The sequence below is a fragment of the Thalassotalea montiporae genome (assembly GCF_053485855.1).
Window position 1 is genome coordinate 1,331,034 of the sequence record NZ_JBQRUO010000001.1, and the last position, 25,749, is coordinate 1,356,782.

The 25,749-nt window shown below is 42.7% G+C and carries 19 protein-coding genes; 14 read left to right on the forward strand and 5 right to left on the reverse strand.

Annotation, left to right across the window (positions count from 1 at the left end):
- Positions 1–27 precede the first annotated feature (27 nt).
- The 3 genes from apt to ACSLUR_RS05735 all read left to right on the forward strand — a co-directional run bounded on the left by apt (position 28) and on the right by ACSLUR_RS05735 (position 3,204).
- A complete protein-coding gene (gene apt / locus ACSLUR_RS05725) occupies positions 28–573 on the forward strand; it encodes an adenine phosphoribosyltransferase (protein ID WP_115999801.1) in 546 nt (181 codons plus the stop codon).
- Positions 574–579: 6 nt separating this feature from the next.
- Positions 580–2,775: a DNA polymerase III subunit gamma/tau gene (gene dnaX / locus ACSLUR_RS05730; RefSeq protein ID WP_448552615.1), complete on the forward strand. Its 2,196-nt coding sequence runs from the start codon at positions 580–582 to the stop codon at positions 2,773–2,775.
- A 99-nt stretch (positions 2,776–2,874) separates the two neighbouring features.
- Positions 2,875–3,204: a YbaB/EbfC family nucleoid-associated protein gene (locus ACSLUR_RS05735; RefSeq protein ID WP_116002332.1), complete on the forward strand. Its 330-nt coding sequence runs from the start codon at positions 2,875–2,877 to the stop codon at positions 3,202–3,204.
- A gap of 214 nt (positions 3,205–3,418) precedes the next feature.
- On the opposite strand, the gene ACSLUR_RS05740 is transcribed toward ACSLUR_RS05735, so the two are convergent.
- Positions 3,419–4,756, reverse strand: coding sequence for a dicarboxylate/amino acid:cation symporter (locus ACSLUR_RS05740; protein ID WP_448552617.1), 1,338 nt, complete (start codon positions 4,754–4,756; stop codon positions 3,419–3,421).
- Positions 4,757–4,941: 185 nt separating this feature from the next.
- Here ACSLUR_RS05740 and ACSLUR_RS05745 point away from each other — a divergent pair, with 185 nt between their 5' ends.
- The 4 genes from ACSLUR_RS05745 to topA all read left to right on the forward strand — a co-directional run bounded on the left by ACSLUR_RS05745 (position 4,942) and on the right by topA (position 14,329).
- Positions 4,942–7,209 (forward strand): Ig-like domain-containing protein, encoded by a 2,268-nt coding sequence (locus tag ACSLUR_RS05745; RefSeq protein WP_448552619.1) that lies wholly within the window; start codon positions 4,942–4,944, stop codon positions 7,207–7,209.
- A 429-nt stretch (positions 7,210–7,638) separates the two neighbouring features.
- Positions 7,639–9,408, forward strand: a complete 1,770-nt coding sequence (locus ACSLUR_RS05750; protein WP_448552621.1) for a DEAD/DEAH box helicase — start codon at positions 7,639–7,641, stop codon at positions 9,406–9,408.
- Positions 9,409–10,031: 623 nt separating this feature from the next.
- Positions 10,032–11,075, forward strand: coding sequence for a 4-hydroxyphenylpyruvate dioxygenase (hppD, locus tag ACSLUR_RS05755; RefSeq protein ID WP_448552993.1), 1,044 nt, complete (start codon positions 10,032–10,034; stop codon positions 11,073–11,075).
- Between the two features lie 569 nt (positions 11,076–11,644).
- Complete coding sequence (topA, locus tag ACSLUR_RS05760) at positions 11,645–14,329, forward strand: type I DNA topoisomerase (RefSeq protein WP_448552623.1); 2,685 nt, start codon at positions 11,645–11,647, stop codon at positions 14,327–14,329.
- A gap of 275 nt (positions 14,330–14,604) precedes the next feature.
- On the opposite strand, the gene ACSLUR_RS05765 is transcribed toward topA, so the two are convergent.
- The 3 genes from ACSLUR_RS05765 to lolB all read right to left on the reverse strand — a co-directional run bounded on the left by ACSLUR_RS05765 (position 14,605) and on the right by lolB (position 17,229).
- Positions 14,605–15,555: a ribose-phosphate pyrophosphokinase gene (locus ACSLUR_RS05765; protein WP_115999808.1), complete on the reverse strand. Its 951-nt coding sequence runs from the start codon at positions 15,553–15,555 to the stop codon at positions 14,605–14,607.
- A gap of 93 nt (positions 15,556–15,648) precedes the next feature.
- The gene (gene ispE, locus ACSLUR_RS05770; RefSeq protein ID WP_448552626.1) at positions 15,649–16,512 is read right to left on the reverse strand and encodes a 4-(cytidine 5'-diphospho)-2-C-methyl-D-erythritol kinase; all 864 of its coding nucleotides are present in this window, start codon (positions 16,510–16,512) and stop codon (positions 15,649–15,651) included.
- Between the two features lie 108 nt (positions 16,513–16,620).
- On the reverse strand, positions 16,621–17,229 hold the full coding sequence (lolB, locus tag ACSLUR_RS05775) for a lipoprotein insertase outer membrane protein LolB (protein WP_448552628.1): 609 nt from the start codon (positions 17,227–17,229) through the stop codon (positions 16,621–16,623).
- 803 nt (positions 17,230–18,032) lie between these two features.
- Here lolB and hemA point away from each other — a divergent pair.
- The 7 genes from hemA to kdsA all read left to right on the forward strand — a co-directional run bounded on the left by hemA (position 18,033) and on the right by kdsA (position 24,840).
- The gene (hemA, locus tag ACSLUR_RS05780) at positions 18,033–19,304 is read left to right on the forward strand and encodes a glutamyl-tRNA reductase (RefSeq protein ID WP_448552630.1); all 1,272 of its coding nucleotides are present in this window, start codon (positions 18,033–18,035) and stop codon (positions 19,302–19,304) included.
- A gap of 33 nt (positions 19,305–19,337) precedes the next feature.
- Positions 19,338–20,426 carry a peptide chain release factor 1 gene (gene prfA / locus ACSLUR_RS05785; protein WP_448552632.1) on the forward strand — a complete coding sequence of 363 codons (1,089 nt, stop codon included), beginning with the start codon at positions 19,338–19,340 and terminating at the stop codon, positions 20,424–20,426.
- A gap of 17 nt (positions 20,427–20,443) precedes the next feature.
- Complete coding sequence (prmC, locus tag ACSLUR_RS05790) at positions 20,444–21,319, forward strand: peptide chain release factor N(5)-glutamine methyltransferase (protein WP_448552634.1); 876 nt, start codon at positions 20,444–20,446, stop codon at positions 21,317–21,319.
- 107 nt (positions 21,320–21,426) lie between these two features.
- Entirely contained in the window at positions 21,427–21,789 is a 363-nt protein-coding gene (locus ACSLUR_RS05795; RefSeq protein ID WP_115999813.1) for a SirB2 family protein, read from the forward strand.
- A 129-nt stretch (positions 21,790–21,918) separates the two neighbouring features.
- Positions 21,919–22,716: a SirB1 family protein gene (locus ACSLUR_RS05800; RefSeq protein ID WP_448552637.1), complete on the forward strand. Its 798-nt coding sequence runs from the start codon at positions 21,919–21,921 to the stop codon at positions 22,714–22,716.
- A gap of 14 nt (positions 22,717–22,730) precedes the next feature.
- Positions 22,731–23,978: a DUF819 family protein gene (locus ACSLUR_RS05805; RefSeq protein WP_448552639.1), complete on the forward strand. Its 1,248-nt coding sequence runs from the start codon at positions 22,731–22,733 to the stop codon at positions 23,976–23,978.
- A gap of 16 nt (positions 23,979–23,994) precedes the next feature.
- Positions 23,995–24,840, forward strand: coding sequence for a 3-deoxy-8-phosphooctulonate synthase (kdsA, locus tag ACSLUR_RS05810; RefSeq protein WP_448552641.1), 846 nt, complete (start codon positions 23,995–23,997; stop codon positions 24,838–24,840).
- 396 nt (positions 24,841–25,236) lie between these two features.
- Here kdsA and ACSLUR_RS05815 read toward each other — a convergent pair whose 3' ends face one another.
- Complete coding sequence (locus tag ACSLUR_RS05815) at positions 25,237–25,680, reverse strand: DoxX family protein (RefSeq protein ID WP_115999817.1); 444 nt, start codon at positions 25,678–25,680, stop codon at positions 25,237–25,239.
- Positions 25,681–25,749 lie beyond the last annotated feature (69 nt).

Below are 25,749 nucleotides of genomic sequence, written 5' to 3' on the forward strand. Positions count from 1 at the left end.
CTCCAAGATTAAGACTCAAATGAAGCAATGACAGAATCAGATATTTCACTTTTAAAAAGTGCCATTCACACCATCGAAGATTACCCAAAACCAGGCATTATGTTTCGTGATGTCACGGGGATTTTAGAGAACCACCAAGCTTTTTCGTTAACAATTGAACTGCTTAAAAATAAATATGCAGACCAAGGGATTACCAAAATAGTTGGTACGGAAGCAAGAGGCTTCTTATTCGGTGCGCCATTAGCTTTAGCATTAGGCGTTGGCTTTGTGCCAGTGCGTAAACCAGGCAAACTACCTCGCGAAACCTTCGCACAAGACTACGAATTAGAATACGGTACTGATACCTTAGAAATTCATCAAGACGCTTTACTACCAGAAGACAAAGTACTGATTGTTGATGACTTATTAGCAACTGGCGGCACTATTGAAGCAACTACCGCGTTAATTCGTCGCGTAGGCGCAACAACACAAGATGCTGCGTTCGTTATTTCATTACCTGACTTAGGTGGTGAAGAAAAGCTAGCTGCGCTTGGCTTGAACATTACTACGCTAATTCAGTACGAAGGCGAATAATACCCAATGAGCTATCAAGTGCTGGCGCGCAAGTGGCGCCCAAAAACCTTTGCTGAGTTGATGGGACAAGAGCACGTTGTTTCTGTGCTTGTTAACGCAATTAGCCAGCAACGCTTACACCACGCGTACTTATTTACCGGTACGCGCGGTGTTGGTAAAACTACGATAGCTCGAATTTTTGCTAAGAGTTTAAACTGTGAACAAGGGGTTAGCACTGAACCTTGTGGCAAGTGTGATACTTGCTTAGACATCGACCAAGGGCGCTTTGTTGATTTATTGGAAATTGACGCAGCTTCGCGAACAAAGGTTGATGATACGCGCGAAATTTTAGACAACGTGCAATATGCGCCAACACGTGGTCGTTACAAAGTGTATTTGATTGATGAAGTGCATATGCTGTCGAGAAGCAGTTTTAATGCGCTGCTTAAAACACTTGAAGAGCCGCCTGAACACGTTAAATTTATCCTCGCTACAACGGATCCACAAAAACTACCTGTAACCGTGTTATCGCGCTGTTTACAGTTCCATTTAAAAGCCTTGTCTGTTGTACAAATTGAACAGCAACTAGAGAAAATTCTTAACGCCGAACAAGTGACATTCGAAGCTGAAAGCTTAAATGTGCTAGCGAAAGCCGCTCGCGGCAGTATGCGTGATTCACTTAGTTTGACAGATCAAGCCATTGCTCAAGGGCAAGGCCATATCAGTGTTGATAATTTGCAGCACATGCTGGGTGGTGTGGATCAGCATTGGCCTTATAAAATCCTTATCGCCTTGGTTAAGCAAGATACCAGTGGATTGATGGCGTTGTCGCAAGAAATTGCCGCTTATGCGCCGAGTTACCAGCGCTTGCATGCTGAGTTGTTGCAGTTGTTGCACCATGTGGCGATGTACCAAATTACCGAGCAACATTTTGATCTTTCGTCAGAGCACAGCAAGCTAATCAAAAAATTTGCTGGTGCGATGTCTGCACAAGATATTCAGCTGTATTACCAACTCGTGCTTAATGGCAGAAAAGACTTACCTTATGCAGGAGATGAACAAGCTGCATTTGATATGACTTTGCTGAGGCTATTAGCCTTTAAGCCGATGGCAGATGCCGATATTGCTGCGCCAGCTATTAGCCCGAAAAAAACTGAAAGCTACGCAGAGAAAGACACCACTGTAACAGACTTTGATGAAGTCACCCTACCTGAGACACAAGTTACCCAGACTGCTCAAGTGGCTCAAGCGACTCACGTGAGCCAGGTGGCTCAAGAGAATGAGCAAGAAACGACAACTCACCCTGAATCTATTTCAGTCGCAGAAGGCGACAGCAGTGCCAATCAAACACATGCCGAAATAAAGGATGAAGAGGTAAGTGAGCAGCAACTTGCTCAAGAGTTGCTGGCAATAGAGCAACAAGCTCAGTCACAAACAGCAAATATACAAAACACACAGTTGCAAGAACAGCAACTACAGGAAGTGGTTGTCAATCAGGCGACATTCGAAACTACTGCAGATGCAACAGCGAACATTATGCAAAATGTTGCGAAAGATGTGTTGCCCGAAGCAAGTAAGCCTGCAACAGAAACAGCCAAAGCTTCTTCAGAAGATGGTTTGTTAAGTGCGAGTGTGGAATCGGCATTAGCGACTCGAAATATGCTTCGAAGCCGTAAGAAAAAGCTGGAGAGCAAGTCGGTAAAAAAGCCTGACGACGCGACTGAGCGTCAGACTCTTGCAGCACAAGCTAAGCCCAAACCTGATGTTCCTGCACCTGAAACTTTACCAGAGCAGGGATTCGCGATAGAGCAGGTTGATCCTTCAATAATCAAAAAAGCGAACCAGGTCGATAAATGGGCGAATATGATTGACGCCATGTCGCTCAATGGCCGTTTACGAATTTTGGCTCAGCAGTCAGTTATTGGCAAAGCAACCACTGACAATCATCTGGTACTAGAGTTAAACCAGTCAGCTAAGCATTTGATCACTGATTCGGCATTAACCCAGCTGCGCAGCTTTGTGTCTGAGTATTTTAGTCAGCCAATGCAGGTTGATTTGGTTGTTGTAGACGAAACTATTGACGATCCACTGCAAATTCAAAGTCAAATCAATGACAAACGATATGATTACGCTAAGCAAGTACTAGCCTCTGACCCTATCGTTAACTATTTACAAACAAACTTTCAAGCGGTGCTCGATGAATCGAGTATCGTGGCAAGATAGTGCAAGCATCGATCAACAAAACCACTTGGTAAATCCTAATTCCCTTGAATTGTTTACCAAGAGTCACTATCTTTGGCAACAACTACGTATTGGAGACATATTATGATGAAAGGTGGCATGGGCAATTTAATGAAGCAAGCCCAGCAAATGCAAGCAAAAATGCAAAAAGCACAAGAAGAACTGGCAAATATGGAAGTTGTTGGTGAATCAGGCGCAGGTATGGTTAAAGTAACTATGACGGGCTCTCACAGTGTACGCCGTGTTGAAATTGACGAGAGTTTAATGGAAGACGACAAAGACATGGTTGAAGACCTTGTTGCTGCTGCATTTAACGATGCTGTGCGTCGCGTAGAAGAGCAAAACAAATCTAAGATGGCAGACCTTACTGGTGGTATGCAGATGCCTCCAGGTTTTAAAATGCCGTTCTAAGTAAGCGATTAATTCGTAAAATAGCGCTTCATCTATCATTAGGTAAAGCGCTATTTTTTTATCTGTAAATCACTCGGTTCAAAGGTAATGGGGCAATTTAGCAGATACAAAAAAGCCCGAACTAAATCGGGCTTAATCATATTTCTGGCTTAACCGTCTTTCTGGTTTAACCATAGCTTAGTATTGAGTGGCTAATACAGCCTAGTGCTGACAATTAGTCTTTTAAATGATGAAAGTCGATATTTTCAATATCTTTTCCAGCATCTAAGTTGTGGTAAGTATCTGATTCGAATTGTCCCTCAGATTTCCCTACAACAAGCGATACCATACTGTCACCTGTCACATTAACGGCTGTACGTGTCATATCTAGTAGTCGGTCAACACCGATTATCAATGCAATACCTTCTACAGGTAAACCAACTTGCTCTAGCACCATCGCTAACATAATTAAGCCAACGCCTGGCACACCTGCAGTACCAATAGACGCTAATGTTGCTGTTAGTACTACCATAAGATAATCAACGAGTGTTAAGTCTTGGTTAAACACTTGCGCAATAAATACTGTGGCAACACCTTGCATAATTGCAGTGCCGTCCATATTGATGGTGGCGCCAAGCGGCACAGTAAATGAAGCGATAGAGTTTTTCACCCCCATCTTTTTCGTAGCTGTTTCAAGTGTAACAGGAATTGTGGCATTACTGCTTGATGTAGAAAAAGCAAAGATAGCGGCTTCGCGCATTTTCTTAAGGAAAATAATTGGGTTTAAGCCGGTAAATGCTTTTAGCAAAATAGGGTAGGTAAGTAAGCCATGAATCACTAGAGCGAAGAATACAACCATAAAGTAAACAATCAAGTTACCAAAGGTTTCGATAGACAAGTCGGTAAACAGGCCTGCCAATAAACAGAATACGCCGTATGGCGCGATGTTCATTAGAATGGTCACAAGGCGCATAATAACAACATTTAAGTCTTCGAAAATTCCTGCAATACGTTCACCCGCTTGACCTGAAAGGGCTATCGCAATACCAAATAGCAATGCGAAAACGATCACTTGCAGCATGTTGCCTTCGGCAAAGGCCGCAAACGGATTGCTTGGGAACATGTTGATAATGGTTTGTGCAAGCGATGGTGCTTCACGACTGGCAAAAGTGGTATCTGCCGCCATATTAACCCCTTCACCTGGGCTAATTACCATGGCTAAGGTCATCGCGAAGCTAATCGCGATTGCTGTAGTAATAAGATAAAGGCCAACGGCCTTACCGCCTATTTTTCCAAGCTTAGAGGTGTCCTTTAATGAGCAAGTTCCGCAAATTAGCGATACAAATACCAAGGGCACAACCAGCATTTGTAAGCTGGCAATAAAGATTTTACCGACAACTTCAAAAATACCATCCACTAAAAAGGCGCGAAGTGAAAAATCAAAAAGGCCGAGTGGAATAACAAAATCTTTGCCGTTGGGCATTAACCATTGCAACAGGGCGCCAAGTAAAATGCCTGAAACCATTGCGGTAACAATGCGGCGCGTTAGATTTGAACTTTGATCTGACGACATGGTATCGAATACAACCAATTATTGTTATAGAAATTTGGCTGTAAGAGTAACAGTTAAATTTAATTGAAAAAACTAAATTAATTGCTGAACTGGTCTGGCTTTTTGCATTTAGGTAGTGACCTTTTCGATCTTTATCAGTTAAGATGGGATAGATCTATAATAAAAATGTACATGGAGATGACAGTATGGAGCTGTTTCGACGCTTAAGTTTTGCCATGGCGCTTATGACCTTGGTAGGTTGTGGCGGTGGTGATGGTGGTCTAAGTTCAGAAGGAAACCCAGATCCTGATAATGGGGGCGGAAATCAAACGACTCCTATTGTGATAAGCCTTGCCCTTGATAACGATATTGTCTCTGCTGCAGCGCCAATTGAACTAACGGCAACTGTGACGCAAGATAACCAACCGGTTCCAAATAAACTCGTTTCTTTTATTGTCAGTGAAGCAACGCTAGCTTCATTTAATCCAGAAAATGGTGCTGCATCTACTAATGCAGAAGGTATTGCGACCATACAGGTTGTTGTGGGAACTCTTGCTGGTGCTGGCACAATCACCGCGTCTGTATTAAATGATGATGATTCCCAATCAACAGCAGACATAGTGTTCACTAGCCAAGGCGATAGTATTGGCAACGAAGGACCTGAAGTAACTAGTTTAACTTTGTTTGCCGACAGTCCTCAGATAGCGTCAAGCGGCGCAGGGGAAGTACAATTAACAGCCCTCGTTAAAGACAGTCGAAATAATTTGGTTGAAGGTGCGACGGTAAGCTTTGAAGTATCATCGGGCGAATTAGAAGTTGAAAAAGCAGAAACAGAAACCGATGGTCTTGCATCAGCTAAACTAACAACGCGAAACCCTGAAAATAGACTCGTTACAATAACAGCTTCAAGTGGCAACATAACTGATAGCGTATTGGTTCAAGTTGTTGGTACGGCCATTCAACTAAACGGCTCATCTGCATTAGCAATTAACGACTCTACCGATTATGTTCTAAATCTTAGAGACAGTGACGGCAATGGTATTGCTAACCAAGTGGTTGATTTGTCAGTGGCAAATGGTTCATCTGCACAAATAGATATACCGTCAATGGTGACAACAGACTTTACCGGACAGGCTATATTTACCGCTACTGGTTTATCTGGCGGTACAAATTCAATTGTTGCAGCGGCATTAGGTACGACTGAAAGCTTACAAGTTTCAGTGCAATCAGACTCATTTTTATTTACAGCCTTCGATAATAACAATGGTTTAGTTGTTAATCCGAGTAATTCCTTAGCCCCTGATGTTGGACTGTCAAAATCGGCTGATATAACGTTAACTTGGTTAGATAACGGCACACCTGTTGCTGACGGCACAAGAGTTGATTTTACCAGCACTCGTGGAACGCTTTCAGCATTAAGTGGCACTACAGTCAATGGCCAAGTATCTGTTAGTGTGCAAGCAGACAATGCAGGCCCTGCTGTTGTTACTTTTACTGGCGGTTCAGGTGATACGGCATTAAGCAATCAAATCTCATTTGAGTTTGTTGCTGAAACGGTTGAAACTGTTGTAGCGCAAGCGTCTCCAGCCTCGGTAGAGCCAAATGGCGAGACTTCAGTTATCTCAGTCACACTGCGCGACCCTAATGATAACTTGGTTAAAGGTAAGCTAGTTGACTTCACGTTGGACGACACCAATGGTGGCTCAATTTTCCCTGCTAGTGCAATTACCGATAGCAACGGCAGTGCTTCAACGGTATACACATCAAACGCGGTTTCTTCACAAGAAGGAGTCTCGGTGACTGCAACCGTCAGAGATCAGCAAGACAAATCTGATACTGTTAATTTAACGGTTGCAGGGCGTGAGTTGTTCTTAACTTTAGGTACAGGTAACAATATTGAAGAATTAGATATTACCACCTATAACAAGCAGTACACGGTTTTTGCTACGGACGCAGATTCAACGCCAGTTGATAATGTGACTTTAACTGTTACGGCAATTCCGGTTCGTTATTACAAAGGCTATTGGGCTCAATTATTTGACGAGTCAGGTAGTTTTGTATCTTGGGTAACAACGGGCCGTCAACCTACTGAGGATGATCCAACCTTAACCTCGCCAATTTCGTGTATAAATGAAGATCTCAATCTCAACGGTATCTTAGATCCAGGTGAAGATACCAACGGTGACGGTATCCTAACACCAGGTAATATTGCTGCGGCGACGGGGCAAGTTACAACTGACGACCAAGGCCGAGCATTAATTGATGTGCTCTATCCACAAACTTATGGTTCGTGGGTTGATATTGAATTAGCAGTAACTACCCGAGTAACAGGTACAGAAAGCAGAGAATTCACTATCTATACGTTACCGACATCTGCCGAAGATTTAACCGAAGAAGATGTCGTGCCACCTACGCAGAATGTTGGACTTAAAGGCCCGTTTGGTGGCGTACAAAGCTGCTTTACCGACCAATAGTGCCAACTTTTGATTGAAGTTAAAGCCCCAATAGGGGCTTTTCTTTTAACTAACATTACGAAGTTATTTAACACAACGAAAATTTCGACCATCCAAGCTTAGTAACTTTAAAACTTATTGTTTGCTAAATTAGTACTTTAATTTATCGATAAGTTTTTAGAACTACACTTATTAACAAACTACAGTCCGTAACAACCTTGCTAAATTACTTAGTCTCTGTATAATGCGCGCCTCAATCTTTACCGCATTCGCTATTAACGATAACTAGCGCAGAAGACTGGTAGAGATTCCAAATTTCGTAGGGGTTATATCCGCCCAATAGACTTGCCTTGTTCAGCGAAAACGCTGTCCTTTCGAATGTGCCTCAAGTCTTCTTGGTGGTTTCCTCAAAGTTGTATCGCAGGACTTCCTGCCAAGAGATAAAAAATTATGAGTGAACAGAACAATGCCGTCACTGGCTTTGATGCGTTAGGCTTGCCTGAAAATATTCTTTCAGCCTTAAACAAGCTTGGTTTTGAATCAGCTACGGCTATTCAAGCCCAAACTATTCCGCCACTTTTAGATGGGCGTGATGTACTTGGTGAAGCACAAACAGGTACGGGTAAAACTGCGGCATTTAGTTTGCCTGCACTTGCTGCCATTGACCCAAGTATTCGCAAGCCACAATTAATGGTGCTTGCGCCTACTCGTGAATTAGCTATCCAGGTGGCTGAGGCGATTGAGTCGTTCTCTGCCAATATTAAAGGCTTACGTGTTGCTACTCTATACGGTGGTCAATCATATGGCCCGCAATTCCAACAATTAGAGCGCGGTGCGCAAGTTGTTGTTGGTACACCGGGTCGTTTAATGGATCACTTACGTCGCAAGAGCCTAAAACTTAACGAGCTTAAGCTTTGTGTGTTAGACGAAGCTGATGAAATGCTTAACATGGGTTTCCTAGAAGACATTGAGTGGATCCTAGAGCATTTAAACGATGATACGCAAATGGCGTTATTCTCTGCGACAATGCCACCAGCAATCCGTAAAGTGGCTAATCGTTTCTTAACTGATCCTGAGCACGTAAAAATTGCGGCAGTGAAAAAAGCGAAAGCAAATATTGAACAGTTTGCTTGGAAAGTGAGTGGTATTAACAAACTAACTGCACTAGAGCGTATCGCTGAAACCTTTGATTACGATGCCATGATTATTTTCGTGCGTACCCGTAACGACACCGTTGAAGTAGCTGAAAAACTTGAGCGCCAAGGCTACCCTGCAGTAGCGTTAAATGGTGATATGAACCAAGCACAGCGTGAACGTACGGTTGATCAAATTAAAAATGGTCACTCTTCCATTCTGATCGCAACTGACGTGGTAGCACGTGGTCTAGATATTCCTCGCATCGACTTAGTTATTAACTACGACTTGCCGGGTGATAATGAGTCATACGTTCACCGTATTGGTCGTACCGGTCGTGCTGGTCGCAGTGGTACCGCTATTTCTTTTGTTCGCCCAAGAGAAATGTACCAATTACGTCATTACGAGCGTTTAACTTCTGGCGTGATTAATCCATTTGAACTTCCTAGCATTCAAGAAATTGGTAAAGCACGTATCGAAAAAACTCAGCAACAATTGTTAGAAGTTATTGCGTCGAAAGAGCTTGACGGTATGCGCGCTATTATCGAGCAGATGGCAGAGACATCAGAAGTTTCAATGACGGATTTAGCTGCAGCATTGCTTTACTTAAAGCAATTAAAACAACCGCTTCAGCCAAAAGAAGATCCAAAACCTCGTCGTGAATTTGACCGTAATGATCGCAATGATCGTGGCCGTGATGGGCGTCGTCGCGATATGCGTGATGGTCGAGGTCAACGAGGTGAGCGCGATGGTCGCGGTGAACGTGCACCACGTAAGGCAAAACCAGTACGTAATGATATTGACTGGCAAACATACCGCTTAGAGGTAGGTAAAGAGCACGGTGCTAAGCCAGGTGATATCGTTGGTGCAATTGCTAACGAAATTTCTTTGGATAGCAGCTACATTGGTGCAATTAACTTGCATGAACGTCACAGCTTTGTACAACTACCAAAAGGTATGCCGACTGCTTCATTTAAGCAATTAAAGCGTGTTCGCATTCGCCGTCAAGCGTTAGAAATCTCAGTTGCTGATGCGCCAGTTGTCACTGAACGTCCAAAACGTCGTGAGCGTCGCAGCAACGGCTAATTAAGATTAAGGCTTAACAAGAGCCTTATATCACAATAGAATCAAAAAGGTGCTGCTAGCTAGGCTACAGCGCCTTTTTTAATGCGTTTCTGTCACGTTCAGCAATAATACCAATTTCAATAAATACTTGCCCTTTCTGGCTGGTTAAAACACTCATTAACTGCGTTGTTATTTCTGAAATTAGAACAACTAGTTACTTAAAAATAACACCTTGCCTACATGGATGTAGGTACTTAGGTTTTGCTGGGAGTATAAAACCTGTGTTTCTGAGCGTTTTTCCTGCGTCATAATTGATCAACTAATTAATTCAATTGGTATAAGAATCCTGCCTTTACTAACGCGATTTAAGCCATCTTAAACGCTCGTTTGTTTACTTTCTTCAGTTAACTTATTTGTTCACTTCCTGAGCTTGAACGGTGACCAGACATATGAGCGTAAATATAACCTTACGGTGCCGCTGCAGAGCCTATCAAGGCTGGCCAGATGTTAGCCAGTTTTTTTGCAAAACAAACGTATCACATGATTTACATCACTAGATTTCGCTTAGCGACTGGTTATCTTCTCACCAGGGTTTTTCCATGAATAATAAAAGGAAAGGTACAACAGGTCACAGAGAGATAATAATGAATGACGTTGCTAACCCACTAAAATTGTGTGGTATTGAATTTACAGAATACGCGACACCTGACAGCGATTTTATGGAAAAAGCTTTTTACGGTTTTGGCTTCTCGAAAACCAAAAAGTTTAAAGGGCGTGATATCGACTACTTTAATCAAAACGATATCCATTTTTTACTGAACAATGAACAGTCGGGTTTTTCTAAAGAGTTTGCGAAAAGTCATGGGCCTGCAATTTGTTCTATGGGGTGGCGAGTAGAAGACGCTGAATTCGCGTTTGAACAAGCAATTAAACGTGGTGCTAAATCAGCAGAAAATGCCGCGAACAAGCTGCCATACCCTGCTATTTATGGCATTGGCGACAGCTTGATTTACTTTATTGATCGCTTTGGTTTAGGCGGCTCAATTTACCAGCAAGATTTTGAAGATCATCCAGAGCCCGTTGAAGTTGAAGACAAAGGCTTTAAAGCGGTTGATCACTTAACCAATAATGTTTACCAAGGCACAATGGAAAAGTGGGCGAACTTTTACAAAGAGGTATTTGGCTTTACAGAAGTGCGTTACTTCGACATTAAAGGCGAGAAAACAGCACTTGTCTCTTACGCCTTGCAATCCCCTTGCGGTAATTTTTCTATCCCAATAAACGAAGGTAAGGGCACCAATAATAATCAAATAGATGAATACTTAGATGAGTATAATGGCCCAGGCGTGCAACACTTGGCGTTTATTACCGATGATTTAGTGAGTTCGTTAGATAAAATAGATAGCGATATTATTGATACCTTGAATATTGTGCCTGAATATTACGATGATGTGTTTAAGCGCATCCCTTGGGTAAAAGAAGATCATGAACGTATTCGTCAGCACCAGATTTTGGTAGACAGTCAAAAAGAAAACTCATATCTATTGCAAATATTCACCAAAAATATTTTCGGCCCGATCTTTATCGAAATGATTCAACGAGTTGACGATAAAGGCTTTGGCGAAGGTAACTTTACTGCGTTATTTAAATCGATTGAGTTAAACCAAATGGAGCGAGGGGTGCTATAGCTGTTTTCAGTTGAGCCTTTCCAAATTTGCAAAAGCTGGCCATGCCAGCTTTTTCTTTTTTATAGCTAGTCTTAGCAACTTACTTCACTATTAAATTAGTCGTAATATCTAAACTTGCTGTTAATTTTTTAGTGATACATTTAGCCATTTTTTACGTTATTTCAACTGTGGCGTTTTAAAAATTGAAATCTAGCTTAAACGTTAAGAAACCTTAATTGGCTGGCACTTGGATAATGTTTGTTGGTTTTCTGGTTAGAAATCTTACTGATTCAATTTTATTATCGATAGCCTCTTAAGTTTTTCGGCAAAGTCGATTATGATGCGCGAAAACTGGTGGATATTATAGCTAAATAAGGCATTTACATAGGTCAAGTTGAATAAATGCTTGTCACCTTGCATATTTATGGATATATCTACTAATAATTATTTACACGATATTTAAGACAAACTTTATCTGCCTCGCGTCAAAGTTAGTCCAGTTGTAGCTCGCACACATCTTAACTTTTTCGACGGCGTTAAATCGCTTATACATAAAAATGTCGGCTGTCTAAGCAGGAATTAAAGAACATATGGCAAAATCATTGGTAATTGTCGAATCACCAGCCAAAGCAAAGACAATTAACAAATATCTTGGTAAAGACTTCGTGGTTAAATCGAGTGTCGGTCATGTACGTGACTTGCCTACGGGCAGTACCGGGAAAAAAGTCGCTACTAAGCCAGCGGCCGAAGTACGAAAAATGTCGCCTGAGGCCAAGGCTAAATACAAAGCCAAGCGTGACCGCCAAGCATTGGTTAATCGCATGGGTATCGACCCAGAAAAAGACTGGCAAGCGTCTTATCATATCTTGCCAGGTAAAGAAAAAGTGGTCAGTGAATTAACTAAACTAGCCGACAAAGCTGACACCATCTACCTCGCAACCGATTTGGATAGAGAGGGAGAGGCAATCGCGTGGCACTTAAAAGAAATCATCGGTGGTGACGATGATAAGTTTAAGCGCGTTGTATTTAATGAAATTACAGAAAATGCCATTCAACAGGCGTTTGCTACGCCTGGTGAGTTAAGTATGCCAGGCGTTAATGCTCAGCAAGCACGCCGCTTCTTAGATCGCGTGGTCGGCTTTATGGTCAGCCCACTCCTGTGGAAGAAGGTCGCTAGAGGCTTGTCAGCAGGTCGTGTACAATCAGTCGCAGTAAAGCTTGTGGTTGAACGTGAGCGCGAAATTAAAGCCTTTATTCCAGAAGAGTTTTGGGAAGTTAGTGCTGACACAACTACAGCTGATGGCACGACATTAACCCTAGCGGTTACCCACGAGAAGGGTAAAGCGTTTAAACCAACCAATGAAACGCAAACCATGGCAGCAGTTGCGCTACTTGAAAAAGCGCAGTTTGCGGTTGCCAAACGCGAAGACAAACCATCGAAAAGCTCGCCTTCAGCGCCATTTATTACTTCAACATTGCAGCAAGCAGCGAGTACTAAACTAGGCTATGGTGTTAAGCGCACGATGGGCTTAGCGCAGCGTTTGTATGAATTAGGTCACATCACTTATATGCGTACCGATTCAACCAACTTAAGTGCTGACGCTGTGAAGATGGCGCGTGATTTTATTGCCGATGAATTTGGCGCAGATTACTTACCGGAAAAACCAAAAGTTTACGGCAGTAAAGGTAATGCGCAAGAGGCGCATGAGGCAATTCGTCCATCGAACGTGAAATTAGAAGCAGCATTGTTAAACGGTGTTGATGCTGATGCAAAACGCTTATATGAATTAATTTGGCGCCAGTTTGTAGCTTGTCAAATGACCGCAGCACGTTACGACGTAACGACCTTGACCATAGGTGCAGGTGATTTTGACCTTAAAGCAAAAGGCCGCGTAATGCGATTTGACGGTTGGACAAGAGTTCACCCGCAACTTAACAAAGGTGATGATAAGCATCTACCAGATTTGGCGGTAGGGGATACGGTTAATCTTGATAAGCTAGACCCAACGCAGCACTTCACAAAGCCAGTAGCACGTTTTGGTGAGGCATCGCTAGTAAAAGAGCTAGAAAAGCGCTCTATTGGTCGCCCGTCAACGTACGCATCCATTATTTCCACCATTCAAGATCGCGGTTATGTGCGCTTAGAGAAAAAACGTTTTTACGCTGAAAAGATGGGTGAAATCGTCACTGATAGCTTGTCAGAAAGTTTTGAAGATCTAATGAGCTATAACTTCACTGCGAATATGGAGCAAGAGCTTGATGATATCGCTGAAGGCTCAGCGCAGTGGAAAGCGGTACTTAACGAGTTTTACGCCAACTTCAAAGGCCAGTTAGAAAACGCAGATAAGCCATCGGAAGAAGGCGGTATGCGCAGCAACGAACCGGTACTGACAGATATTGATTGCCCAACCTGTGCTCGCAAAATGGGTATTCGCACGGCATCTACCGGTGTATTCTTAGGCTGCTCTGGCTATTCACTGCCTCCAAAAGAACGTTGTACCACCACCATGAACCTTATTCCAGGTGAAGAAGCGGTCAGCGTGCTGGCGGAAGATGAGGAAACTGAAGCGCTACGTGCGATGCATCGCTGTCCAAAATGTTCAACGGCGATGGACAGTTACTTAATCGATGAAAAGCGCAAGCTACATGTTTGTGGTAATAACCCTGTTTGTGACGGCTACGAGCTAGAGCAGGGCGACTTCAAGATTAAAGGCTATGATGGCCCAGTTTTAGAGTGCGATCGTTGTAGCTCTGATATGGAGCTAAAATCAGGGCGATTCGGTAAGTACTTCGACTGTACTAACAGCGAGTGTAAAAACACTCGTAAGTTGTTAGCTAACGGTGAAGCAGCGCCACCGAAAGAAGATCCGGTACAGTTACCTGAGCTTCCGTGTGAAAAGTCTGAAGCACACTTCGTGTTACGTGATGGTGCGGCGGGTATTTTCCTTGCAGCGAGCACTTTCCCGAAATCGCGTGAAACACGTGCTCCTAAAGTGGCTGAGTTAAAGCGCTTTAGAGATAGAATTTCATCTAAGTTTTATTACTTAGCAGATGCGCCAGAGCAAGACCCTGAGGGCAATTTAGCGATTGTTCGCTTTAGTCGTAAAACTAAAGAGCAGTACGTCATGACAGAGGTCGAAGGTAAAGCGACTGGCTGGGTGGCCAAGTATATTGATGGCAAATGGCAGGAAGAACAGACTAAGAAAACCGCTGCGAAGAAAGCTCCAGCTAAAAAGGCGGCAACCAAAAAAGCACCCGCTAAGAAGAAAGCTTAATATCGACAAGTGTTAAGAGTTTAAATAATTAAAAACGGCCTCAAGTGAGGCCGTTTTTGATCGTAGACATAAATTACAAAACATTAAGTAAGCCACTAAGCCAGTAAGTCACTATGCCTCGGAATGTTTACTGCAAATAGATTGCTGGGTTAACGCAATGTATTGAAGGCTGTTTTGTGCCTATTCTAGATTGAAGCGGTAAGGTGTAGACACAAAAAAGCCGCGCTAAGCATTTGCTTGAGCGCGGCTTTTAAAGTCTTTAATGTTTACTGCGATTAAGCTTCAAACATTGCAGAAATAGATTCTTCGTTGCTTACGCGGCGAATAGCTTCAGATAGCATACCGCTCAACGTTAGTTGCTTCACACGGTCGCCTAACGCTTTAATTTCATCTGATAATGGAATTGAGTCAGTCACAATAACTTCATCAATCACAGATTCACGTAGGTTCTGCGCTGCATTACCAGAAAGTACTGGGTGTGTTGCATAAGCGTAAACATTTTTTGCGCCGTGATCTTTAAGTGCTGCAGCAGCCTTTGCTAATGTGCCACCAGTATCAATCATATCGTCAACGATAATACAATCACGACCTTCCACATCACCGATAATGTGCATTACTTGTGCAACATTGGCTTTCGGGCGACGTTTATCGATAATGGCTAAATCAGCGTCATCAAGTAATTTTGCTACTGCGCGAGCACGCACAACACCGCCGATATCAGGCGAAACCACAACAGGGTTTTCTAAATTGCGGGTTTTCATGTCTTCTAACAGAATAGGTGTACCAAAAACGTTATCTACTGGTACATCGAAGAAGCCTTGAATTTGCTCTGCGTGTAGGTCAACAGTTAGGACACGGTCAACACCAACGCTTGAAAGGAAGTCTGCTACTACTTTAGCGGTAATTGGTACACGAGCACTGCGTACACGACGGTCTTGGCGAGCGTAGCCGAAGTATGGCATAACAGCGGTGATACGACCTGCAGAAGCGCGGCGCAGGGCATCAACCATGACAATCAATTCCATTAGGTTATTGTTAGTCGGTGCACAGGTTGATTGGATGATAAACACATCGGCACCACGAACATTTTCAGTGATTTCAACACTGATTTCCCCGTCACTAAAACTACCTACTTTCGCTTCACCTAAACCGATATATAAGCGATCGGCAATTTTTTTAGCCAGTTCAGGGGTGGCGTTACCCGCAAAGATCTTCATGTCAGGCACTGTAAGTTCCTCAGAAGCTTATGACATTAAACGTAAACACTGATAGCCAGCGTGATTTAACTATCAGCAAACTATTCATATTTCGCCAGTTAATTAACCCAGATTTTTGCGCAGTGTTTCTAACGCAGAATGGGTAGGCGATTGGTTGACACCTTTAGCGACAAACGACTCAATGTTGTTAGGCAGTTGAGCTTGAATATCGCAAGCCTCTTGCTCACTGGTACAAGTGGTAAAAATACATGCCCCTGTACCCGTCATTCGAGACGGCGCGTATTCTAACAATGTCGCCAACAGCTTGGCAACCTCAGGGTAGTGTTTTGTTACCGCCACTTCGCAATCATTTTGACGGTGATCAGTGTTTAGCTCAAAAGCCGAAATTTTCTTAGTATTTCTAGGTAAATCATCACTTTGGAATACTTCTTGAGTGGAAATGTGCACATCGGGCTTGCTCACCAGGTACCAGCACTCTGCAGGCGCTGCGGGTACTAATTGTTCGCCAACACCTTCCGCAAAAGCAGCAAAGCCGCGCACAAAAATTGGCACATCAGCCCCTAGTGACAAGCCCAACTCAGCAAGTTTTTCCAGAGGTAAATTAAGCTGCCAAAGCTCATTCAATGCCAACAAAATAGTCGCGGCATTTGACGAGCCGCCACCCAAACCGCCACCCATAGGTAGCACTTTGTTAATGGCAATATTGATTCCTAAACTATTACTTTTTAGTGGCTCAAGAATTTTAGCGGCTTTAACAATTAGGTTATCTGCTTCGGCGACACCATCAATTGGTGTCGCTAGGGTAATTTTATTATCGTCAGTTAGCGTCAGTGAAATGGTGTCGCTGTAGTCGAGAAACTGAAATAAGGTTTGCAGTTCGTGATACCCATCTGGTCTGCGACCGTTAACGTGCAAAAATAAGTTAAGCTTGGCCGGAGAAGGTAATGTGTAGGTTGTATTTATCATTTAACGGGTGGCTTTCGTTCGTAGTTAGAAGTTAATACTGAGTTTGGCTTTCATTCATTGAAGCAAGCCGCTTAGCGGATTGATTATGGAAAAGCTTTAGCTGCACAATCAAATTTGCCATTGTCTTATTGCCAGTTTAATGGTTAAGCCTTGCTGTTTAATTAAGATGCTAGTTGGCAGTTGTACGCCTTGAAACTCTTTGTAGCGACTGTATTGCACTCGCCATTGCTGATTATTGTAATAGCTAGTGATGGTTGCAGGTAATTGGCTTTCAGTCGATAAGCTTATTTCATCGCTGTCTGAATAAGGTACGGCCTTGATCCAATGTGTTAACGCATCGCTAGGAAAAGTAAGGCCAGTAAGTTGCCAAATAAGTTGGTCAAGGTTACGAGTTTGATAATCTTTGCCATCAATAGTGAGTTGATGTGAACCGTTGATACTTTCCAGTGACATCACATTGATGCCTAAATAAGTGGTTAAATTAAGTGATTGGTTATCTTCGCCATGCTGCCAAAAAATACTGGCCTTTTCACGTTTACTTGGCTGAATAAAGGCAATTTGTCCTTTTATTTGCCAGTCATTAATACTGCTTAGTAGCTCTGTGCGATCTGAGCTTGGATCATAGTTTTGTTGTTTGCCAAAGCTACCTAGCTGGGCGCAACCCCCAAGCATTAGCGTTAAGCACATTATTAACCCCATTAACAACTGACTGTTCATCGTCCTAGCTATCAATAGCTCTAAATTTAATGGTAGTGTTACTGGCGAATATTGGCGAGACATAACTAATCGCAAAGCTTGTTTCATGGAATGTATAAGTGACTAAATGATAAGTTTACTTAGCCGAAATGGTAGCGCAAATAGCTAGCAACTAACACCAATGAATTGAGTTTGGTAAGTAAAGCGGGGTTTGAAAAGTAAAGTGGATTAATTCTTCACCTAGTAAATAAGAATGCGGTTAGTTCTTATTTTTAAATCAACGTCAAACTCCTTGTTACCTTAAGTGATTATTCGTTTTTTTCGATAGTTTTATACCCAAACCATTTCAAGATACGTGCTTCAGCGCTAACACAGGGGCTTAGTATCAAGGCGCAGCTAGCAGGAATGGTACTCCCTTTCAATTAGCTGCAACGATGAGAGTAAGTTCCTGTGAAGCGCCCAAAGGGTTGATTTAAAAACGATTTATACTGCGTTATTGATTTTAATAAGGGGGCAACCATGATTGGCAATCAATGCCTTGCCTAAATCGTTTTTAATTTCAACTGAAGCGAGCATCTTGAAGTGGTTTGGGTATCTATAAATATAGTGTTGGTAAGCCACTTTCAATCACGAGCAATTTTCCGTAAAATTAGCGCCAAATTTTTTCTGGGTATTTTTCCTATACTTAAGTTAGTTCACTTTACAGTCAACGCTGATTTGGCTGAACCTTTTGAACTTAGCTGAGTAAAGAAAAACTCTCGCTTACCCAATATTTGGTTTGAACGACCAAATTTACATTCTGCGTTAGGCTGAAATTACGAAATATGTCCATAGTTGCTGTTGGTATCAATCATAAAACTGCACCCGTGTCGGTTCGAGAGAAAATCTCGTTCAACCCCGACCAATTAAGCTCAGCTTTGCAAGAGATGCTGGCGCAAGTGGAATGTAATGAAGCGGCAATTTTATCGACCTGTAACCGCACTGAACTTTATCTGGTTCAAGACGCTAGCCTAGAAGCAACGCAAGCGAAAGTCGTTAACTGGCTAGAGCAATACCACAATATTCCAGCTAGTGCGATTATTCCAAGCCTATATTGGCATACCGACAAACAAGCCGTGAATCACATGATGCGCGTTGCTTGTGGTTTGGATTCGTTAGTCTTAGGTGAACCACAAATTCTAGGTCAAATGAAACAAGCCTACTCGCAAGCAAAAGCGGCGGGTTCAATGGCTTTAGTCATGGATCGTTTGTTCCAGCGGACTTTTGGTGTCGCCAAACAAGTGCGCACTGAAACGGAAATTGGCGAAAGCGCGGTTTCAGTAGCTTTTGCAGCAGTAAACCTTGCAAAACATATTTTTGCCAGCCTGAAAAATGCGCGTGTACTGCTTGTGGGTGCAGGCGAAACCATTGAGTTGGTTGCCAAGCATTTATACGACAATAATGTTGGTAGCATCACAGTAGCGAACCGCACGATTTCTCGCGCTGAAAATATGGCAAAGCAAATTGGCGCAGATGTCATCACCCTGGCGCAAATTCCTGACTACTTGGCGAAAGCCGATATTGTCATTAGCTCAACCGGCAGTACTTTACCTATTATCGGTAAAGGTATGGTGGAAAGCGCACTAGAACAGCGTAAGCATCAACCTATTTTTATGGTGGATTTAGCCGTACCGCGTGATATCGAAGAGCAAGTATCCGATTTAGAAGATGTATTCTTATACACGGTTGATGACTTGCAGGGCATTATCGCGAAAAATATTGAAAACCGCCGTAAAGCCGCAGTGCAAGCGGAAGGTATCGTGACTGAGCAATCGGGCGTGTTTATGTCATGGTTGCGCGGTTTAAATACTCAAGATGCAGTATTAAGTTATCGCCAGCAATGTATGGCTGAGCGTGACGTGTTGTTAGAAAAGGCGCTTTCGCAGCTTAATAACAATAAAAACCCAGAAGCGGTGGTGGCAGAACTTGCCACTAAGCTGACAAACAAATTAATGCATGCACCAACCAGTGCATTGCAATCTGCTGCTCAGGGCGGCGAACTCGATAAACTCATTTATTTACGCGACATTTTTGATTTGGATAAGCCAAATAACTAAACTCTCGCGATATCAGAAAAGACAATTAACAAAATGAAAGAATCCGTATACCGCAAGCTCGAAGGTTTAGTTGAGCGTTTTGAAGAAGTGCAGGCATTATTGTCTGATCCTGAAACTATTGCTGATCAGGAAAAGTTCAAAGCCTTGTCAAAAGAGTTTTCTCAACTGGAAGGCACCACTAAAGTGTTCCAGTCATTCCAAACGGCTGAAGATGATTTGGAAATGTCGAATGAAATGCTTAAAGACAGTGATCCCGACATGCGCGAAATGGCGCAAGAAGAGCACAAAGCGGCAAAAGCAGCCATTGAAGAGCTAGAGCAAGAGCTGCAAATTTTATTACTGCCCAAAGATCCGAACGACGATAACAACTGTTTCGTTGAAATTCGCGCTGGTGCTGGTGGTGATGAAGCTGCCATTTTCGCTGGTGATATTTTCCGTATGTACAGCCGCTACGCCGAGAAAAAAGGCTGGAAAGTGGAAGTGATGAACATGAATGAAAGCGAGCAGGGCGGCTACAAAGAAATTATCGCCAAAATTAACGGCGAAGGCGTGTACGGCGAAATGAAGTTTGAGTCGGGCGGTCACCGTGTGCAACGCGTACCTGAAACCGAATCACAAGGCCGTGTACACACCTCAGCGTGTACTGTAGTTGTGATGCCAGAAATTCCAGAGTCAGAGGCGATTGAAATTAACAAAGCGGACTTAAAAGTTGATACTTTCCGCGCCTCAGGTGCTGGTGGTCAGCACGTTAACAAAACTGACTCGGCGATCCGTATTACCCATATTCCAACTGGTTTAGTGGTGGAATGTCAGGATCAGCGTTCACAACACAAAAACCGCGCTCAGGCAATGTCGGTACTTCAAGCGCGCCTACAGCAAGCAGAAGATGATAAGCGCCGCGCTGAAGAAGAATCTTCACGCCGTAGCCTAGTGGCCAGTGGTGATCGCTCTGAGCGCATTCGCACTTATAACTACCCGCAAGGCCGGATGACAGATCATCGCATTAACTTAACCTTATATCGCTTAAATGAAGTGATTGAAGGTAACTTGCAGTTAGTGATGGATCCAATCCTTCAAGAAAACCAAGCAGACTTATTAGCGTCACTTGCTGATCAAAACTAATCTGTTGAGTTTTGGTTTTGAACAGTGAAGTACTTCCTACTATAGAAGTCGTTTTAACATCAGCAAGCAAGCAGCTTGCTGATGTTTCAGACTCCCCCTTGCTTGATGCGAAAGTACTACTTGCCGACGCACTTGAGCAAACCTTAACTTACCTTATTACTTGGCACGATAAGCCGCTCACCGAAGCTCAATTAAGCGCATTTCAGCAAATGCTCGATAGACGTTTAGCAGGCGAGCCAATTGCTTATATTGTTGGTGTTAAAGAGTTTTGGTCTTTGCCATTTTTTGTTGCACCTTCAACGCTCATTCCGCGTCCAGATACCGAAACCTTGATTGAGTTGGTTTTAGCTAACCATTCGTCAAACCATGATACAGGCAACCTGCGACTATTAGACTTAGGTACAGGAACAGGTGCAATTGCCTTAGCATTGGCCTCAGAAAATCCTAGCTGGCAAGTGCACGCAGTTGACTTTAATCCTGATGCGGTAAAACTGGCACAGCGAAATGCTGAAAATTTAGCGCTTAATCACGTTAAGATTTATCAGTCTGATTGGTTTAGCGCGGTCAATGCGCAAAGCAATGAAGATAAGTTTGATATCATTGTGAGCAATCCACCGTATATTGATGAAGCTGATCCACATTTAGTGGCCGGTGATGTGAGATTTGAACCAAAATCTGCGCTGGTAGCTGATAATCAGGGGCTTGCTGATATTGAACATATCGTTTGTGAAGCGAAAAATTACCTTGCTAGCGGCGGCGCAATATATCTCGAACACGGATATCAGCAAGGAGCAGCAGTAAGAGATATTCTGACCGCTAACGGCTATCAAAATGCACTGACTGAGCAAGACTTAGCTGGCAATGATCGAATAACTTGGGCATGCTTAGCTTAAGTTAGCAGAACTTAGCCTAGACCAATTTAGCATAGTCAGGCTGGGTTTCGCTGTTTAACCTATTACCATAACAATAATTTTCTAGGGCACACCATTAAGGTAGAAATATGAAACACTTACACATGACGCTGGCAATTATCAGCGTAAGCTTTTTTACATTGCGCTTTTTCTGGTTACTGAAATCACCGCAGATGCTGGACAAAAAATGGGTGAAAATCTCACCGCACGTCATTGATACATTTTTACTTGGTATTGGTGTTGTGATGGCGGTAAAACTCGCGTTGAATCCAACAGAGCAATTGTGGTTAGCTGAAAAGCTAATGGCGATAGTCGCTTATATTTTTACTGGCATCTACGCCTTAAAATTTGCCCGTAATCGCACCATGCAAATTTTCGGTTATGTTGGTGCAATGGGCTGGGTTATGCTGGTATTTAAAATTGCTCATACCAAAGAAACCTTCTTCTTTTAACTGTTTTTTTGACAGTTAACGTCTAGTAAATAAGCAGTTGGGCTGAACAATTTTATTCAGCCCTTTAATTTGCCGTTTTCCATCCCCATATTGTCCCTTTAGTTTTTATTGGGTCTAATTTTTCTTTTCATGAATGATTTGTTGTTGTCTGAAATAAATACCGAACGAGAAGACTTGCTGCGTGCAGTTATGCTTGTTGAAGAATTTATCTTTGAACATAAGTCATCGGTACTCCCTCTGATTGACGAAATGGTGGAATATTGCGAGCAAGAGCTGGCGGATATAGAAGAGCCGTTGGCACAAGCTGAGCATTTCATTAATTTGCTGTTTCTTGATTTATTGTTTATTGAAAAGAAAAGAAATAGCTGGCCTGTACCTGCATTAAAACTTGCTGAAGCAGTTTCACACCGTGAGATTCACCCCGTACTAAAAGCCGTTGTATTTAAAACGATAGGCGAACAATGTGGCTTTGAAATTGACCTCGTTTTTGTACCAGAAAAGGTCATGTTAAGGCTGATTTGTGATCAGCAGTTTGCCATTATTTTCGATCCGCTTAATGGTGAGTCACTCAACTGGGAAGAGTTAGACACTCGCCTAGACGAATTACCGCAAGAACCTTCAGAATATCTTGAATCCATGGACACCAAAGCGGTGTTGGTGGAGTACCTTAGCGCGTTGAAAAATGCGCTAATTGACGCGCAACAATACACAGAAGCGCTGCGTTGTGTTGATGTGTTAATTACCTTAAAGCCTGATGATCCATTCCAGCGTCGCGATCGCGGATTTTTGCTTCATCAACTCGATTGCTTTAAAGTGGCGTACGATGATTATCAATATTTTGTAAATGAATGTCCGCAAGATCCAGCGGCCCAAATACTAAAAATACAATTAGATAATATAAAAATTTCCAATACAATTTTACATTAGTTCACGGAGCCTTAATGACTCATAACCCATTAATCACTAACGATGCGGTGGTGCTCGGTTTGCTGACCTTGATTTTAGGTGCAGTATTCAAAACCGCGCATAGCAGCCATCCGTTTTGGCGTAAGTTTTACAAGTATGTACCAGCCTTATTGCTGTGCTACTTTATTCCTTCGCTACTTAACACGTTTGGTATCGTTGATGGCCATAGTTCCAATGTTTACTATGTTGCCTCTCGGTATTTATTGCCAGCCTGTCTAATACTGCTCACCATTAGTATCGATATAAAATCTATTATTAATCTTGGCCCTAAAGCCTTAATTATGTTCTTAACAGGTACGCTAGGTATTGTCATTGGCGGCCCTATTGCCATTTTAATTATGAGCGCTGTTGTGCCGGAAGCAATTGGTGGCCATGGACCTGATGCGGTATGGCGCGGTATGACAACTGTTGCGGGCAGCTGGATTGGCGGCAGTGCTAACCAAGCTTCAATGAAAGAGATGTTTGAAGTTGGTGGCGATATCTTCTCAGCGATGGTAACCGTTGATGTCATTGTTGCCAATTTATGGATGGCGGTACTGTTGTTTATGACCGCTAAACACAAAGAAATTGATGCTAAAACTGGTGCCGATACCTCAGCTATTGAAGAGCTAAAAGTTAAAGTAGAAGAGTACCAAGCGCAAAACAGCAAAACGCCGCAGTTAAATGACTATATTCGTATGATTGCGATTGCCTTTACCATTACTGGTTTTGCGCATTTCTGTGCTGACTTTCTTGGCCCGTACTTTGGTGACACCTTCCCTTGGGCAAAAGAGTTTAGCTTAAACAGTAAGTTCTTCTGGTTAATCGTTATTGCAACAACAATAGGTATTAGCTTGTCATTCACGCGCGTGCGTGAAATTGAAGCTTATGGTGCTTCTAAAGTGGCGCAAAGCTTTATTTATATTTTGGTCGCGTCAATTGGCTTGCATATGAATGTACTCGCTATCGCTGAAACGCCAATTTACTTTGTGATTGGTGCGATTTGGATGACCATTCACGCAACACTGATGCTGACAGTAGCCAAGTTTATCAAAGCGCCACTCTTTTATATGGCTGTAGGTAGCCAAGCAAATGTTGGCGGCGCGGCTTCTGCGCCAGTGGTGGCTTCGGCATTCCACCCGTCATTAGCGCCAGTAGGCGTGCTGCTTGCAGTATTGGGCTACGGTGTGGGTACTTATATGGCGTACATTTGTGGTTTGTTAATGCAAGCTGCTGCTGGTTAAATTTTAAGGAAAACTTATGACAATTGAAAAGGTTGTTGTCTCGGGTATTGAAGTTGCAAATGACAAGCCCTTTGTGCTTTTTGGTGGCATGAATGTGCTTGAGTCACGCGACTTGGCTATGCAAATTTGTGAGCACTACGTGGAAGTTACTCAAAAGCTGGGTATTCCTTATGTGTTTAAGGCATCGTTTGACAAAGCTAACCGCTCATCAGTTAACTCATACCGTGGCCCTGGCCTTGACGAAGGTATGAAAATTTTTGAAGAAATCAAAAAGACCTTCAATGTGCCAATCATTACGGATGTTCACGAACCTTATCAAGCGCAGCCCGTAGCTGATGTAGTAGATGTTATTCAGCTACCAGCGTTTCTTGCTCGTCAAACTGATCTTGTTGTTGCGATGGCAAAAACAGGAGCGGCAATCAATGTTAAAAAACCTCAGTTTTTAGCAGCTCACGAAATGCGTCATATCATCAAAAAGTTTGGCGAGGCAGGTAACGAGCAAATTATGTTGTGTGAGCGTGGTAGCTGTTACGGTTATAACAATCTTGTGGTTGATATGCTGGCAATGGATGAAATGACGCAACAAGCGCCTGTAATTTTTGATGCGACTCACGCCTTGCAAAAACCAGGTGGTCGTAGCGATTCTGCGGATGGTCGCCGCGCACAAGCTGCGCAGCTTGCTCGCAGCGGTATGGCATTGGGTATCGCAGGCTTATTTATTGAAGCACACCCGAATCCTAATGAAGCGAAATGTGATGGCCCTTGCGCATTGCCACTTGATAAACTTGAGCCTTATTTAGCACAGATGAAAGCGATTGATGACTTGGTAAAAGGTTTTGAGCCGCTAGATACTGCGAGCTAAACCCCTTAATTTGCTTTTGTAGCATCCGTTGGTGCAAGCTAAAAAATAAAAGCCACTTGTTGTTAAACAACCAGTGGCTTTTTTGTTTGCGACTCGTTTTTGCGAAAGTTGTTTCTTGTGAAAATTGTTTGTTCAGAATATTACGTATTGAAGAAATTGCTCTGATCTATTGAACTGAATTATCAATCGGCTTAGCGGAGTAATTTCAATGGCTATAGGCTCTATTGGTAAGCCAACACCAGTACCTAATTGAACCATTACCCAATAGAGAAACTGCTTTATTTAGCCCATTAACTTTAATTTAGCCCATTAACTTTATAACGCCCTTGCGCTAATAACAAAAAAGGCTAACAAAGTTAATTTATTAGCCTTTTTCAATGTATATGGAATAAGTGTTTAGCTTATTTTTAACTTATTATCGAGTGAGAATTTGCCACCGCCTAGTAACATCACGGCTGCTAGTGCTAATCCCCAAACAATATGCATGTTAATTGCTGCTAATGAGATGTCTAAGTAGGCAATAACAGCAACTATATTTACAATTGTTAGACCTGCTGCAGCAAAGCGTGTAAGTAAACCCGCCGCGAGCAATACAGGTAATACTAACTCACCAATCGTTGCCATGTAGGCTGCGACTTCATAGGATAAAAACGGCACAACATATTCATATTCAAACAGAAATAATGTTGATTCCCAGTCGTCAATTTTGCTTAAGCCGGCTTTAAAGAAAATCCAGCCAATGTAGAGCCTTGCAAATGCCAAGGCTGGCGCCTGCAAGTAATCAAATAAGCCGAATAAAAAGTTGTAGTAGTCCCTTAGCAGGGTAATTTTGCTATTCATAATTTCCTCATTGTAAAATTTTGTTGGTTTGCAGTGTGACATTAAAACTTAGTTAGCCTTGTATCACAG